This is a genomic window from Aminobacter sp. BE322 (assembly GCF_050433525.1).
GTDB lineage: Bacteria > Pseudomonadota > Alphaproteobacteria > Rhizobiales > Rhizobiaceae > Aminobacter.
This window is the reverse complement of the sequence record NZ_JBNPXB010000018.1, coordinates 34,084-49,203: the sequence shown is the minus strand read 5'-3', so window position 1 is coordinate 49,203 and position 15,120 is coordinate 34,084. Positions and strand designations below refer to the sequence as shown.

Below are 15,120 nucleotides of genomic sequence, written 5' to 3'. Positions count from 1 at the left end.
TACGCTTAGATGGTCGAAGCTGTCCGAGCCCCCGACCGCCGAGGAGTTGGCGCTCTACGATCTGCTAAACCGCCCAGCCATCACCACGGTCAGATGACACGCCTCAGCCACAGGCTAGCCAGCGTCTGCATCGCAGCCGGTCAGACCAGGTTGTCGACTTCGCGCCGACGAGCCCTTAGTTACGCATGGCAGCTTTCTTGCAGTCGCGCTCATATTGAGGAGGTCGGAAATGGGTCGCAAACTTGGCTCGGACTTCTCCTTGAAAACCAGCGAGGGCCGATGAGCGGCCGGATTGCCAGACGTTTAGATCCGAGCATCGCCTCTATTATCTGCAATTCGCGTGCTGCCCCAATCTGACGGTCTGGTTTAGGGCACCCTGAGGGAAGATGTCGGATTCAGAAGGGAAGTTGATGAAAGGCTCGAATGCGCCTCCATGTCGGACGTTAGGGTAGACTTGCCTTTGTCGGAGAGCGGACGTCTCGAGGGAAGGGCGCGTGACTGCAACAGGCGCCGCCTCAAGCCGTATGCCATTATAGACGGTTGCGCGGAAACGACCACATTACAGCGGGACAGTAGTAACTTCCTTGGCCGTGCGTGTGACAAACATGGTGTAGTACCGCGTAATGTTGCTCTGACTGCGGAACAGCCGTTCACACAGTTCCTCAAACTCATCCATGTTCTTAAGCCGAAGCATCAGCACCGCGTCGGTCTGCCCGCTGACGCTGTAGGCTTGAGTGACGGCCGGTTCTTGCGATGCCAGTAGGAGAAACTGGCGCATGTATTGTTCGCCATGGCGTTCCAGTTCAACTGTGACGATCGCCTTCATCCCCTGTCCGACCTTAGCAGGCGCCACCAGCGCGACGATCCGGTCAATGATCCCGGCCTTCTTGAGCCGCTGCACGCGGCGGAGGCAACTGGAGGGGGAAAGCGCGACAAGGTCGGCCAATTCGGCGTTCGTGCGGGAAGCATCTTCCTGAAGCAGAGTCAGTATCTTGATATCAATCTTGTCCATTCCCGGCTCCGACCGTGCGAAATGCAATTCTATTGCACAAAATGGCAATCTTTGACCACTCCTTCGAAGCGACCCGGGCTATCACGAGGCTCTGATTAGGATCGGAGCCATGGATGAGCGCCTGGATCACATTGCGCCGCAAGTCGCTCGAAACCCTGAATATCTACTGGGATCTGGTGCGGATCATCGTACCCGTGGCGGTGACCGTAGAGTTCCTGCAGGGGTTCGGTTTCATCGAGGCCGTTTCTCCCGCGTTTTCTCCGCTCATGAATTTGGTGGGCTTGCCGCCGGAACTCGCACTCGCTTGGCTGACCGGTCTGCTGGTTGGGATCTGGGGCGGTATGGTTGTGGTGTTCACGCTTGTCCCGGCGTCGGCGCTGACCACCGCCGACATCACCGTCTTGTCGTCGCTGCTCTTGTTTGCCCATGCCATTCCGATCGAGCAGAAGATCATTCGGAATGCCGGACCGGGTTTCATTGCCACAGCGGCGATCCGCATCGGCGGAGGCTTCCTTTTCGCTGTCTTGCTGCACTTGACGTTAGCCACGACCGGCTGGCTCGCCGAGCCGGTCAGCCCAGATTGGAGGCCGATGGCACAGGACGCTGGCTGGAAGGCCTTCGTCTCGGGGATGCTCAAAACCCTGACGCTTATGCTTGTCGTGCTCCTTGCACTGAGCGGGGCAATCGAGCTCCTGAGGCTGTCAGGCATTCTCGAGAGGATTAACCGAAGGCTCGCCCCGCTTTTCCGACTTGCAGGGATCGAGAATCCGACCGTCCCCTTTGTCGCTATCGGCATGTTTCTCGGCATTTCCTACGGCGCGGGCTTGCTGATCCGTGAGGCGCGTTCCGCCGATGCCGAGCCGCGCCAGGTCTTCCTCGCATGCGTATTCATGGGGTTTGCGCATAGCGTGATCGAAGACACGGTCGTGGTTGTCGCGTTCGGCGCCGACCTCACCAGCGTGCTTTTCGCACGGCTTGCCTTCGCTATCGTGGCGACCGCCCTGATTGCCGGAGCACTCAAGTCCGTTCCCGACGACGTCTTTTACAGGTTCCTACACCGGAGAACGGGTCGGACACCCAGGCTGCTGCAAGCGTTGCCGCGAGACACCGAGCAACCTCGCCCGTCGGCGGTGGCCCCGAGCGAGTGAACTGACATTCAGACACAATGGAGTGAGGAGATGGCTGCGACGGTACTCTACATGTCCATATCGCTGGATGGCTTTATCGCCGGCCCCAACGAACGGCCTGATAATGGACTTGGTGATGGCGGCCAACGGCTGCACGACTGGTCATTTCCCGGTGCCGAGGACGGCGATTTCACGGGAGCGGTGGCGCGACTGAAGGGAGCGAACCGCCAGATCTACGATGAGATGATGTCCACGGGTGCGGTGGTCGCCGGTCGCGGCACGTTCGAACCCGCCGGTGGCTGGGGTGGCGACCATCACGACGGTGTGCCGATCTATATCCTGAGTCGTAATCCAGCGCCGTCTTGGGCGGCCGCTTGGCCGGACGTGCACTACGTTCGTAGCTTGGAGGCCGCTGTTCGCGACGCCAAGGATGCAGCGGGCGACAAGGACGTTCTGGTCCACGGCGCGGGAATTGCCCAGCGTGCCATAAGATCGGGCCTTCTCGATCAACTCGAACTGCACCTTGTGCCAGTTCTGTTCGGTGATGGGAGGAAACTGTTCGATCACCTCGGTGTTCAGCAACGCGAGTTGGAGCGGATCAGAGTACTGGAAGGCGACGGGGGTGTTGTGCACCTACGCTACCGGATCACCAAATAGCTGCGAAACAAAGTGGAAGTATGGAAGGAGACACCATGAATAACCTTGAACTAACCGAACCCCCCGTCGCGCACACGGCGATGCTCATTCGCAGGCCTGTTTCGGAAGTGTTTGAGGCGATCATCGACCCGGCGATCACCTCTCACTTCTGGTTCTCCAAAGGGAGTGGCCGGTTGGAAGTTGGCAAGACGGTCAAATGGGATTGGAAGTGGTATGATGTCTCGGCCGAAGTGACCGCCAAGACAATCGAGCCGAACAGGCGCATCATCATGGAATGGCCGGGCTATAGCGGGCCAACGACCGTTACCTGGACGTTCCGGGAGGTCGAGAGCGGTACATTCCTGGAAGTCGAAGAGACCGGCTGGACCGGAACGGGCGACGAACTCGTGAAGTTCGTCCGCGACTCCACGGGCGGCTTTACCTGGACCCTCGCTGGCATGAAAGCCTGGCTTGAACACGGGCTGGAACTCAATCTCGTTCCGGACAGGTTTCCGAAGGACCTCGGCGGGCATTGAATGGTGCCTGGGCCCCACGCGGTCCTTTGCAGGTGTGGACTGAGGGCTTTGAGACTGGGTCCGCATCGGGCAGGACCGCGCCGTCACACGAATAGGGATGGCTGGCGATGACAAAGCAAATCCTCATCGTCGGCGCCGTGGAGCAATGTGGCGTGAGCAATACACAAACAGGTGGTTATCACGATGGCACGCAACGCAAAGCCCGCCGCGGCGCCGGGTAAGCAGACGGGTGTGTCCATGGGCGCCTCGACGCTGACGCATATCGAGATATTCGAGCATGCACGGCCACGGCTGCTTGGCCTCGCCTACAGGATTCTCGGTACGCGCGCCGAGGCCGAAGATGCCGTTCAGGACACATTCCTTCGCTGGCAGGAAACCGATATCGCTGCCGTCGTATCGCCAGGCGCCTGGCTGACCACCGCCTGCACGCGTCGCGCCATCGACATGCTTCGCGCCGCTTACCGCAGCCGCGTAGACTATTTCGGAAACTGGTTGCCGGAACCTATCCACACTTTCGTCGACACCGAAGCGGAGGCGCAGATGGAACTTTCATCGTCCCTCTCGACCGCCTTCCTGCTGGTGCTCGAGCGACTGACCCCAAAGGAGAGGGCAGCCTATCTGCTCTACGACATATTCGATATGTCCTACGCCGACGTCGCGGCATCGCTCGATATGAGCGAGCCGGCATGCCGCAAGCTGGTGTCTCGCGCCAAGGCGCGTATCGGTGTCGATCAGGTGAGACACCGGCCGACACGCGAAAGACAGGAAGAACTTCTGGCGGCGTTCGAGGACGCCATCCGCACGGGGCGGCCAGGCAACCTCACCGCCATGCTCGCCAGCGACGTGCGCCTGACCTCCGATGGCGGCGGCAAAGTCGCCGCGTTTACCGAAATCCTGGAAGGCCAAGCTGTTCTGCCGTTCCTGACGCATCGGCTGAGCGAATGGTGGGCAGCCTACGAATGGACCTTCACCGAGCTCAACGGGGCCCGCGGGCTGGTCCTGAAAGAGGCGGGCGAGGTCGTTGCAGCAATCTCGTTTGCCTTCGACCGTTCGGACCGCATCAGCAACATCTTCATCATGCGCAATCCCGATAAACTCTCCGGCTTGGAAGATACATCAATTCACTGACGTGCCGCCGATCAGGCCGTGCCAGTCCGGACCCGGCGTAGGCAACTGCCTACGCCGGGTTTCTCACAAAATGCCTCCCGCCAGACGCCGCCCCAGATTTTTTCCCGAGGCGTCACAAACTCCTTCTCTCGAACGTCACCGAGACATGGGCGCCAAGCCCACCAACGGCGGCCGACGGCCGCACAGTTCGAGGAGAATGCCATGAGCAAGAGCGCACTTTTCGTCACGCACCGGGCGAAGCCCGGTAAGCGCGATGAGGTCCGGCGCGTTTGGGAGAAATACGCGCGCGACTATGTCGCCGGCAGCAACGGCCAGCTCAGCTACTACTACTGCTACGACGACAATGATCCCGATACGATCGTCGTGTTTCAGCTTGCTGCCGATCAGGCCAGCGGTCAGGACTTCGTGAAGCAGCCCTGGTTCGCCGACTACGAGCGGGAGACCGCGGCTCTGCTCTCCGGGCCGTCCGAGTTCCGCGCAGCAACGCCGCAGTGGGTGAAAGGCGCGGCCGCCTAGCTGATCGACGATAGTCGGCGGGCAGATCGTCACCCGCCGATTCTCTTCAACCGCGACAGACTTGATCCGCAGCATCGCTGCCGGAGGTTCCCATGAACACTATTGAATACGAGACGGGCGTCGTCCGCCCAGGGTGGGCTGCGCTCCTCAGCGGCAGAAACGCCGCCTTTTCCGTCATTCTGGCGGGCGGCGTCATGCTGCACGCGGTCAACGTCTATAGCGTGATCGCGATAATGCCTTCCATCATCGCAGACATTGGCGGGCTCAAATACTATGCCTGGGCCACGACATTGTTCGTGATTGCCTCGATCCTCGGTGCTGCGCTGTCGTCGCGCCTGCTCGACCGCGTGGGGCCGGGGCCTGCCTACGCATCCGCCACTGCCGTGTTCGTTGCAGGTGCGCTGATCTGCGCGTTTGCCCCGGCCATTCCCGTGCTCCTTGCGGGACGCTTTGTGCAAGGTCTAGGCGGTGGGCTGCTGTTGACCTTGGCCTACGCTGTTATCCGCCTCGTCTATCTTGAGGCGCTGTGGTCGCGAGCGATTGGCCTTATCTCGGCGATGTGGGGTGTATCGACATTGATTGGTCCGGCCGTCGGCGGCGTATTTGCGGAACTGGGCATCTGGCGTGCGGCGTTCTGGTCTCTGGTTCCGCTTTCGGTAATCTTCGGAACGATCGCGATCGCGGTGCTTCCCAAGGTGAGCGGCAGGGGCGAGGTTGAGTCCGCGTCCCTACCGCTCCCGCAACTCGCCCTGCTGACCGCCTCCGTGATGGCGGTCTCTGCGGGAAGTTTGAGCGTCGATCCGCTGTGGAACGGAGCAGGATTGATTGCCGCCGTACTGATGGCGGCGCTCCTTGTGCGGACGGAACTGACCGCCCGCGCTCGCCTGCTGCCGAGCGGGGCATTCGATGTCAACGGACGGCTCATTGTGCTTTACGCGACAATCGCCTTCCTGGTGGCGGGGATGCAGGCAGAGATTTTCGTCCCCTATTTCCTCCAAGTCCTGCACGGTCAGTCGCCGTTGATCGCCGGCTATCTCGCCGCGCTGATGGCGATGGGCTGGACGCTCGGCTCCGTCCTAAGCGTAGGTCAGACGGGTGTGGGAGGGATTCGTGCCATCCGTACTGGCCCCCTGTTCATCCTTTCCGGCCTTGCAGTCCTGCTGTTCGTTCTTCCGATTCCGGGTGGCATCGGATGGCAACTGATGCTGATATGCGCCGGCCTGCTCCTGGTCGGATTGGGCATCGGTGTCGCCTGGCCGCACCTTGTTACCAACGTCTTCAAAGAGACGCCGGCGTCGGAGCAGGGACTGGCGGCGGGCTCGATTACGACCGTCCAACTCTACGCGACTGCATTCGGTGCCGCGGCGGCGGGCATGGTGGCTAATCTTGGCGGCCTCAGCGATCCGGGCGGGGCAGAAGGTGCATCGAGCGCCGCGCTCTTGCTGTTTGGCGTCTTTCTTGCGGCACCCACTCTCGCCCTTGTCTTTGTCAGGAAACTCGCTGCATGCCAAACCATACAGGCCACTACCGCCGTCGCTCTCGGACGCTGATGCTCGGTGGCGGCGATGCGTCGGTTCGATATGTTAAAGCAGGCGCTTAGGCTACTCGCACCCGTTCTGCTTTAAGCCCAGCTGGATCAATCGGATACTCCGGAGCCTCCGCACCGGCAAGTCTGCTTGGGCTGTATGAGGCAGGCGTCTAGGAGATCTGCCTGGACGACAGTGTGCGAGGCGGTGCGCTAACAAGCAGCCATTTAACCGACTCCGTCCAAATCAGACGGATCACTGTCGGCCTCAAACCGGTCAGTTGACCGACCTGCCAGTCTCTTTGGACGTGTACTGTTCAATAGAGGCGTGACCGATCTTTCGCTGGACCCGTTCAATGGCGCGCCGCGCTATCCGATAGTGCAAAACCGTTTCAAAAACCGTTTCAGTTTGCTGATCTGAAACGGTGCGATTTGGCTAAGATATTGAGATTGTTGGCGCGCCCGAAGAGATTCGAACTCCTGACCCCCAGATTCGTAGTCTGGTGCTCTATCCAGCTGAGCTACGGGCGCGTGGGCCGGCAATGCGGCCGTGCCGCCGCAATCCGATGGCTGCAGCGACCGGCGCTACCTAGCGGCTGCCTCCACGAATTGCAAGCCGCCCCTGCCAAACTTTTTTGCGCGCCCGGCACAGCCATGCGCCGGGCGCGGCACCACCGGCCTCAGTGCGACAGCAGCACCGGCATCCTGAGGTCGGCGAGCACGCCTTCGGTGGCGCCGCCGAGCACGAAGTCGCGGATGCGGGAGTGACCGTAGCCGCCCATCACCAGGAGGTCGGCGCCCAACGCGATCGCCTTCTCCTGCAGGCCCGCGCCGATCGCGGCGTCGCCGATGCGGACCGCCACGGCGTCGGCGGCGAGCCCGGCATGGCGCAGGCTCGCGGCCAGCCGCTCGACGGCATCGGCGTCCTGCAGCTTCTTCTCGTCCACGACGGTCATGACGGAGACCCTGGACGCCTTTTCGAGGAAGGGCCGGGCATCGGCCAAGGCGCGCGCGGCGACGCGGCTGCCGTCCCAGGCCACGGCGACATGGCCGGTCCGCTCCGGCAGGACACCGGGCAGCATCAGCGCCGGACGGCCGGCGCCGAACACCACGGCCTCGGCCACCATGCGCGCGGTGGTGTTGCCGATCTCCAGCCCCAGCAGGGCAAGGTCGTAGTAGCGTGCATGGCGGCATGCGACGTCGCCGATCGCGGCGAGCGGCGCCGCGGTCTCGGCAACGCTGGCGACAACACCGGCCTGCCCTGCCCGCGCCTTGACCAGCGCCAGCAGCTCCTGCCCGCGCCGGCGGCTGGAGGCCTCGGCGTCGCGGATCATCTGCGGGGTGTCGAGCAAGAGCTTCGACAGGGCGTTCGAGACCGGCGGAATGTCGGGGTTGATCGCCAGGGCGTGAAGTTCGGCCCCGAACCGGGACGCAATCGCCACGGCGTTGGCTGCAACGGCGTCTGCATTGGCTTCGGGATAGGTGGCGAGCGGGAGGAAGAACTGCTGTCGCATCGGTGAGCTCCTGTGAGGCGGCGCGCTCGCGCCGGATGCTCTCGAGGGTTCCATGGTTGCCGGCACGTGGCCTTGAGCTGGATCAAGGCCGGCATGCTTTCGAATGGAACCACTGCAAAAGTGCTGTAATCATCAAAACTTCCAGCCTAAGTAATCCTAGACTGGAATGTAAAATCGAATTTTCCGGTGGAAATGATTCCGGCACCTTGCGGTACATTTTACATCGTGGAAGCTTTTGCCTTGATTTTACGCAATGATATTTTTCTTTTTTTCAATTCGCGGCGCCGATAGGGCGCATCCCGGAGCATTGGCTTGGCTGATCTGCTGCGTGTCCTGATCGAACGTTGGCGCGAGGACCCTGGTTCGACGTACCGGACCTGGTTCCTGTGGGAGGAACGGCTCAAGAACTTCCGTTCGATACGGCGCGGCATCGACCAGGTTGTCCAGGAGATCGAGGCGGGGACGTTCGGCAACGTCTACAAGGGCTCGTCGCTCGAGACGATCGTCGGCTCGATCGCCGAGCAGCGGCAGATCTTCAAGGGCGCCGACCATGCCTTCCTGTGGAAGCCCAAGCTGCGCATCCCGGACATCTACGAGGATCCGGGCAACCAAAGGGCCTTCGGCCGGCTGCTGCACCATTGCGCCTGCTGCAGCACCGAGCGCGAGATCATCGCCGGCATCGAAACGATCGACCGGCTCAAGATCAAGGGCCTGGGCCCGGCGGTCGCCAACCTGCTCTATTTCCTGCATCCGACGCTGATGCCGGCCTTCAACACGGCCATCGTCAACGGCTTCAACGCGGTGACGGGATCGAAGGTGAAGCTCGGCCGCTGGGGAGAGTACCTGGCGATGCGCGCCGGCATCCTGTCGCTCAACCGGACCTATCGCGACCTCCTGTCCAACGATCTCGGGGCGGTGGTCGGCTTCCTGTTCGACGTCGGCACGGGCCGCTTTGCCGCCCCGCCGGTCACGGCCGAAGGAAATGCCCGCGAGGCGTGGCTCACCGAGCTGTCGAAGACGCGCGAAACGGCCAAGCGGCTCGAGGGATCGATGGCCGCCGACCGGGAGGGCGACCGCACCCACAGCGAGGTGCAGGCATGGCTGAGGGATCTCGGCCTGGCGCTGGGATACCAGGTCTGGGTCGCCGCCAACGACCGCGGCCGGCTGCATGCGGGTGCAGCGCTCGGCACAGGCTGCATGGAGCGGCTGCCGGCGTCGCTCGAAAGCGTGGCGGGCGCCGAATCGATCCGCCTCATCGACATCCTCTGGCTCGACGGCGCCCGCGTCATCGCCGCCTTCGAGGTGGAGCACACAACGTCGATCTATTCGGGCATCGTGCGCATGCTCGACCTGGCGCTGGGCAGCGACCTGCATGCGGCGGGCGGCCTCTACCTGGTCGCCCCGGACGCGCGGGAGGGCGAGGTGCGCACGCAGCTCAGGCGGCCGGCCTTCAGCCGCGTCGCCGACCTGCAGGTGCGCTTCCTGTCCTATGGCGAGCTGGAGCGGAACCGCGATCCGATCGCGCGTTTCGGCACCGGCATGAAGGGCGTGCAGGCCATCTCGCGGGTGTTGTGAGGTTCCGGCGCGGCGGCTGGGTCAGCCGTGGTTCAGGATGCGCCCGAATTCATGCGGCGTGACGCCGGCGAGGCGGCGGCTCTCGCGGACCAGATGCGCCTGGTCGGCATATCCGGCCTCCAGCGCAAGCCGGGCCGTCGGTTGCGCCGACCGGCGCGAAAGGTCGAGGAAGCGCTGGTAGCGCATGATCCTGTCAAGCGTCTTCGGGCCATAGCCGAAGCTCTCGTCGAAGCGCCGGCGCAAGGTGCGCTCGCTCATGGCCAGGGCACGCCCGAGCCAGGGCACCAGCGGGGCGCCGGGCGGCGGCCCGGACCGGACCAGTTCGAAGGCGGCACGCATGACCGGATCCGGCGCGCCTCGCGCCGGCGCGCGCGCCGCAATGGCCGCCTCCAGCTCTCCGATCAGTCCCGCAGTGTCCCTGTCGGGGCGGATGCCGGCGGCGAGCCGCCGCGCCTTCGCCCCCCACAGCTCGTCCAGCGCCAGCCGATGGCCGACGATCTCGGCGGCGGGCATTCCCAGCCACGCCGCGGCGGCCCCGGGATGGAAGCGAAAGCCGATGACCGTGGTGCCGGCCGGAAGCAGTTCGAGCTTGGGGTCCCTGTCGGGGCCGGCGACGCGGAAACTGCCGTCCATCCATTGCAGGTCGATGGTGCCGTCGGGGGTGACGACGATCGGCGCCGCCGCCTCGGGCAACCGATGCACCCAGACCGACGCAAAACTGTGGCCGAGGGCGGCCGCGGCAGGGCGCTCCCGGAAGTCGCCGATCGCCAAGGCGGGCAGAGCCTTCATCTTCCATACCCGTTGCGGCCGTCACCGTCGGACGCCGGCCTTGCAGCTAGGCCTGGGACGGTCCTTGTTCAAGCGGAGCGACGGACAAACGTGACATTTGGCCGAAAAGTTCAATCAATCCGGCTTCGGAAGCGCCAGATTGACGGCAACGACCACATGGCGCGCAGCGCCGCAAGCCACTACGAAGGAGACCACCATGAAACCGAGGATAAGCGTCATCACGATCGGCGTCGACGACCTGGAAGCTTCGCTCCGCTTCTATCGCGACGGCCTTGGCATGCCTACCGAGGGCATCATCGGCACCGAGTTCGAGCACGGCGCCGTGGCGTTCTTCGACCTCGAGCACGGCATCAAGCTCGCGCTTTTCCCGCGCGCCGACATCGCCCGCGATGCGGGCATCGCGCCGACGCGGCGCAGCCCCACGGAATTCACGCTCGGCCACAATGTCGCAAGCGAGCGCGAGGTCGACGCGGCGATGCGCCGGGCGATCGATGCAGGCGCGCGGCTGGTCAAGCCGGCGCAGAAGACCTTCTGGGGCGGCTATGCCGGCTACTTCCAGGATCCCGACGACCATCTCTGGGAAGTCGTCTACAACCCCGCCTTCCTGCCCGAAGACTGAGCCGGCGGCGACCTTATGGCGGTGATGGCAACTGGCTCCGCTCAGGAGGACTGGAGCCAATGGCGCCGCAGAGGCCACGGGCTCGTCACCGACACCAGCCCGTTCATGACGGGTTCCGTCACCAGAAATCCTTGTGGTCGTTGGCAATCTCTTCTTCGAGTTCAGGGAATGGACCACGAATCGCCACATGGCGCCGTCCGGCGGCGAACACCTGGTGACAGCTCAGATCGAGGGTCAGGTTCTCCGGATTGTCTCCGGTCAGCTCGGCCAACCGCCTTTCGCTCAATCCGTAGACCACGGTGCCGATGCCAGCCCAGTAGCAGGCGCCGGCGCACATGCAGCACGGCTCGACCGAGGTCACCAGCGTGCATTTCTCGAGAAAGGTCGGATCGTATTGCCGTGCTGCAGCGCGGGCCACGTTTGCCTCTGCGTGACCGACGCCGCGATCCTGCGCGTAGGTGTTGCCCGACGTAAGGAGCACGTCGCCCTCCGGCCCGACCAGGAGCGCCCCGAAGGGATGATTGCCACCGGCCCGGCTCTCGGCGGCGATCTCCACGGCGAGACGTAGATACTCGGTATCGCTCCTCATGGCCGCCTCCTTGGGAAGCCCATTTGCTACTGCGCGCGCAAAGGCCGTTGGCCTAGATTCCATATTCCTGGAGCGCTTGGGAGCTGTCCAGCCATCGGCATTGAATTCATGACTGCGCGACGTGGCATGGAGGTTCGGGCGACACGGAAGCCGATCGTGTCCCGAAGATAGAGCACATGGCTAGTGGCAGACGTCGGCAGCAATGCGCCCGTCGTGGTGTCGGCCATCTGCTTGTCAGTCGTAGTCAGGCTGCATTTGGAGGAGCCGCCAACGGGTCCCGTCGCGGGTGAATCGGTTCGAATCTCGTCCGGTGAAATGGCGCGCCCGAAGAGATTCGAACTCCTGACCCCCAGATTCGTAGTCTGGTGCTCTATCCAGCTGAGCTACGGGCGCGCATCGGGCCGTCGCAGCGGCCGCCACGCTTCGACGGATCGAAGCGACCGGCGCTACCTAGCGGCTGGCTCGGCGAAATGCAAGCGGCTGCCGGCAAAACTTTTCGGCGGCAGGGAAGGACGCTCGCGTTCGCCTCGGTCAGGCGGGCCGGCGCAGGCTGCTGCGCGCCTCGTCCAGGCGCAGCGGCTGGTCGGGGATGGTGAAGGCAAAGGTGGTGCGGCCGCCGACGCTCTCGACCAGCTCGAGCGAACCGCCATGGGCGCGCACCAGCTCGTGCGCGATCGCCAGCCCGAGCCCGGTGCCGCCGCTGCGGGCCGAGCCGCGGAAGGCGGCGAACAGGTTCTCGCGCGCCTTCTGCGGCAGGCCGCAGCCGGTGTCGTTGACGAGGATCCGGCTGACGCTGCCCTGCCGCTCGGCCGAAATCGTCAGGCGCTTGACGACCGCCTCGTCGGCCATGCCGGCCATCGCCTGGACGCTGTTGCGGCTGAGATTGGTGAGCACCCGGAAAAGCTGGTCGGCGTCGGCGTCGACCTCGAAGGCCACGTCGACGGCATTGACGAATTCGATGCCGCCTTCCGGCTCGAGGCCGAGCAGGCCGTGCATGTCCTCGATCAGCTGGCGCAGCCGCAGGCGCCGCCGCGCCGGCGGCGGTTCCTGGGCACGGCCATAGGCGAGCACGTTCTCCGAATAGGAAACGGCCCGGTCGAGCGTGCGCACCAGCTTGGGCGCGAAGGCCTGCACCGAGGGGTCCTTGACCACGCGGAGGCGGTCGGACATCAGCTGGGCGGAGGCCAGGATGTTGCGCATGTCGTGATTGATCTTGGAAACGGCCAGCCCGAGGTCGGCGAGGTGCTTCTGCTCGGCGAGCATCTTCTGCAGATGCGTCTGCATCGCCGACAGCTCGCGTTCGGCCACGCCGATCTCGTCGGCCCGGCGTTCGGGGACGATGACGCCCGAGGGGTCGTCGGGAGCCCGCGAGAAGCTCAGCATCGATTGCGTCATGGCCCGGATCGGCCCGATCATGATGCGGTCGATGGTGCCGTAGACCAGGGCCGCCGTGAACAGCGAGATCAGCAGCGAGACGAAGACGATGTAGCGCGCATTGGCACGCATGGCGCGGAACAGCCGGTTGTCGGAGATGACGAGCTCGAATTCCTTGTTGCTGTCGCCGACCTTGCCGTAGACGCGCAGGACGCGGTCGCCGCCGAACAGCAGCGTGTCCATGGCCGCGGGCATGGAGCGCAGCACGCCGGCCGCGGCGATGTCGATGTGCTCGTCGACCGTGGGCGGCATCTCGGAGACGACGAGCAGGCGCGATACCCCGCCGTCGCGCACCGCGATGGCTTTGGCGCCGATGGCCATGAGCACGTCATTCTGCGCCGCGCGCGACAGCGACGCCGGATCGCCCTGCACCAGGATCGTCGCCACGGCGGCGGCCGTCGCCAGCCTCTCCTCCAGCCAGCGCAGCCGATAGGACGCGATCGAAGGCAGGAAGAACAGCACCTCGGCGAACAGCACGAAGACGATGGTCAGCAGCAGCAGCTTGGTCGAGAGGCCGCGCGAAAGCGGGACCGAATGGTCCGGCTGCTTTCCGGCGTCCTGGCCGATGTCGGCTGCACTCGTCATATCAAGCTTCGCTGCATGTCCCCGCCGGGGGACCCGGCCGTCTCAGCGACGCAGGCGCCGCCCGAACAGAATCGGCCCGGCCTTGCCGTCGCCATTCGCCAATAGATAGGCCATCGCGGCGTTCTTGCAAATTCCGCCAAAGGAAGGAAACACAGAAGCGTGGGCGGCGATCTGCTGCAGGCCAAGACCTGCGGACAGGGCCAACGCCCATGTGTCCATGAGTTCGGCCGCCCCCGCTCCGGCCAGACCGGCGCCCAGGAGGCGGTGGCCGTCGTCGAGCAACAGCTTCAGGTGTCCCTCGCCGCAGCGCTCGGCCAGGGCGCGCTCGCCTTCAGCGAAAGGCGCGCGCAGGATGCGGAAGGCAATGCCCCGGCGGCGGGCCTCGGCCTCCGTCAGGCCGACCTGGGCGACCCCGGGGTCGGTGCCGAGCGAGCGCGGTACCTTCCAGCCCTCCTCGCTCGCACGCTTGCGCTCGACCAGCTGGCTGACCGCGACCTCGGCATGATGGCGCGCCAGCGCGACGTTGCCGCATTCGCCGATGCAATCGCCGATGGCGAAGACGCGCGGATTGGCCGTCACCAGGCGGTCGTCGACGCTGATGCCGTTGTCGTCCTCGACGATCCCCGCCTCGGCGAGCCCGAGACCGGCAAGGTTCGGCCGGCGGCCGGCGGCGAGCAGGACATGGGAGGCATCGTAGGTCTCGACACCCGCCGGCCATTTGATCTGGACGCGCACATGGCCCCTGCCGGGACGGTCCATGCCCATCACCTTGGCATTGTCGCGGATGACGACGCCCTCGCGGCGCAGGCGGCGCAGCACCACCGCCGCAAGTTCCGGGTCCCATCGCGACAAGGCGGTGCCGAACTCGACGACGGTGACGTTCGACCCCAGCCGGCGGAAAGCCTGCGCGGCCTCGATGCCGCTGTCGCCGCCGCCGAGGATCACCAGGTGGCGCGGCCGGCGCTCGAGCGCGAAGACGCTCTCCGGCGTCAGATAGTCGACGCCGTCGAGCCCGGGCGCGGCAGGCACGACCGGCCGCGAGCCGGTGGCGATGACGAAGCCGCGGGCGGCGATCTCGCTGTCGCCGGCGACCACCGTGCCGGTACCGGAAAAGCGCGCCTCGGCGGGCAAGACCTGGATGCCCAGCGCGCGCAGCCGTTCGGGCGAGCAACTCGCCGATGCCGCCGCCACGGCGCCGGCTACATGGCGCCGGACCGCCGCGAAGTCGACCTCGGGCTCATGCGCGGCGACGCCGAGGGGAGCCCCCTCGCGCATGGCCTGGGCCCTCGCCGCGGCCGCCGCCAGGGCGCGCATGGAAACCGAACCGCCGTGGAGCGAGAGGCCGCCGGTGCGGCCCCGCTCGACCAGCACGACGCGCGCGCCGAGCGCCGCTGCGGTGGTGGCCGCATGAATGCCTGCCGGCCCACCGCCGATCACGCACAAATCGGGCACAAGCCTGCCCATTCGCTTCCACTGCCCCGCCAAATGCCCCAGACGATGCTACGACGGAGCGGGGGCAAGTGACAACCACCGGT

14 protein-coding genes, 2 tRNA genes and 1 pseudogene are annotated in these 15,120 nt (G+C 64.8%); 9 read left to right on the top strand and 8 right to left on the bottom strand.

Annotation, left to right across the window (positions count from 1 at the left end):
• Positions 1–4 precede the first annotated feature (4 nt).
• A pseudogene (locus J2X50_RS20810) lies at positions 5–97 on the top strand (AAA family ATPase); the annotation flags it as partial.
• A 462-nt stretch (positions 98–559) separates the two neighbouring features.
• Here J2X50_RS20810 and J2X50_RS20805 read toward each other — a convergent pair.
• Positions 560–1,012: an Lrp/AsnC family transcriptional regulator gene (locus tag J2X50_RS20805; RefSeq protein ID WP_429097809.1), complete on the bottom strand. Its 453-nt coding sequence runs from the start codon at positions 1,010–1,012 to the stop codon at positions 560–562.
• Between the two features lie 113 nt (positions 1,013–1,125).
• On the opposite strand from J2X50_RS20805, the gene J2X50_RS20800 reads away from it, so the two are divergent.
• From J2X50_RS20800 to J2X50_RS20775, 6 genes are all read left to right on the top strand, one after another.
• A complete protein-coding gene (locus J2X50_RS20800; protein ID WP_429097808.1) occupies positions 1,126–2,160 on the top strand; it encodes a nucleoside recognition domain-containing protein in 1,035 nt (344 codons plus the stop codon).
• Between the two features lie 30 nt (positions 2,161–2,190).
• Positions 2,191–2,796, top strand: a complete 606-nt coding sequence (locus J2X50_RS20795) for a dihydrofolate reductase family protein (RefSeq protein WP_429097807.1) — start codon at positions 2,191–2,193, stop codon at positions 2,794–2,796.
• Positions 2,797–2,831: 35 nt separating this feature from the next.
• Entirely contained in the window at positions 2,832–3,311 is a 480-nt protein-coding gene (locus tag J2X50_RS20790) for an SRPBCC family protein (RefSeq protein ID WP_429097806.1), read from the top strand.
• Positions 3,312–3,494: 183 nt separating this feature from the next.
• Positions 3,495–4,439 (top strand): sigma-70 family RNA polymerase sigma factor, encoded by a 945-nt coding sequence (locus J2X50_RS20785; protein WP_429097805.1) that lies wholly within the window; start codon positions 3,495–3,497, stop codon positions 4,437–4,439.
• Positions 4,440–4,640: 201 nt separating this feature from the next.
• Positions 4,641–4,955 (top strand): putative quinol monooxygenase, encoded by a 315-nt coding sequence (locus J2X50_RS20780; RefSeq protein ID WP_429097804.1) that lies wholly within the window; start codon positions 4,641–4,643, stop codon positions 4,953–4,955.
• Positions 4,956–5,047: 92 nt separating this feature from the next.
• Positions 5,048–6,505: an MFS transporter gene (locus J2X50_RS20775; RefSeq protein WP_429097803.1), complete on the top strand. Its 1,458-nt coding sequence runs from the start codon at positions 5,048–5,050 to the stop codon at positions 6,503–6,505.
• A 429-nt stretch (positions 6,506–6,934) separates the two neighbouring features.
• Here J2X50_RS20775 and J2X50_RS20770 read toward each other — a convergent pair.
• A tRNA-Arg gene (locus tag J2X50_RS20770) sits at positions 6,935–7,011 on the bottom strand.
• A 149-nt stretch (positions 7,012–7,160) separates the two neighbouring features.
• On the bottom strand, positions 7,161–7,994 hold the full coding sequence (locus J2X50_RS20765) for a universal stress protein (RefSeq protein ID WP_429097802.1): 834 nt from the start codon (positions 7,992–7,994) through the stop codon (positions 7,161–7,163).
• Positions 7,995–8,306: 312 nt separating this feature from the next.
• Between J2X50_RS20765 and J2X50_RS20760 the strand changes: the two genes are divergently transcribed.
• Positions 8,307–9,569 (top strand): type II restriction endonuclease, encoded by a 1,263-nt coding sequence (locus J2X50_RS20760; protein ID WP_429097801.1) that lies wholly within the window; start codon positions 8,307–8,309, stop codon positions 9,567–9,569.
• A 21-nt stretch (positions 9,570–9,590) separates the two neighbouring features.
• Here J2X50_RS20760 and J2X50_RS20755 read toward each other — a convergent pair whose 3' ends face one another.
• On the bottom strand, positions 9,591–10,358 hold the full coding sequence (locus J2X50_RS20755; protein ID WP_429097800.1) for a helix-turn-helix domain-containing protein: 768 nt from the start codon (positions 10,356–10,358) through the stop codon (positions 9,591–9,593).
• Between the two features lie 196 nt (positions 10,359–10,554).
• Here J2X50_RS20755 and J2X50_RS20750 point away from each other — a divergent pair, with 196 nt between their 5' ends.
• Complete coding sequence (locus tag J2X50_RS20750) at positions 10,555–10,977, top strand: VOC family protein (RefSeq protein WP_429097799.1); 423 nt, start codon at positions 10,555–10,557, stop codon at positions 10,975–10,977.
• 118 nt (positions 10,978–11,095) lie between these two features.
• Here J2X50_RS20750 and J2X50_RS20745 read toward each other — a convergent pair whose 3' ends face one another.
• From J2X50_RS20745 to J2X50_RS20730, 4 genes are all read right to left on the bottom strand, one after another.
• Positions 11,096–11,566 carry a nucleoside deaminase gene (locus tag J2X50_RS20745; RefSeq protein WP_429097798.1) on the bottom strand — a complete coding sequence of 157 codons (471 nt, stop codon included), beginning with the start codon at positions 11,564–11,566 and terminating at the stop codon, positions 11,096–11,098.
• A 316-nt stretch (positions 11,567–11,882) separates the two neighbouring features.
• Positions 11,883–11,959: transfer RNA gene (locus J2X50_RS20740), tRNA-Arg, on the bottom strand.
• A gap of 138 nt (positions 11,960–12,097) precedes the next feature.
• Complete coding sequence (locus tag J2X50_RS20735) at positions 12,098–13,585, bottom strand: sensor histidine kinase (protein ID WP_429097797.1); 1,488 nt, start codon at positions 13,583–13,585, stop codon at positions 12,098–12,100.
• A gap of 42 nt (positions 13,586–13,627) precedes the next feature.
• Positions 13,628–15,049, bottom strand: coding sequence for an FAD-dependent oxidoreductase (locus J2X50_RS20730; protein WP_429097796.1), 1,422 nt, complete (start codon positions 15,047–15,049; stop codon positions 13,628–13,630).
• Positions 15,050–15,120: the final 71 nt, after the last annotated feature.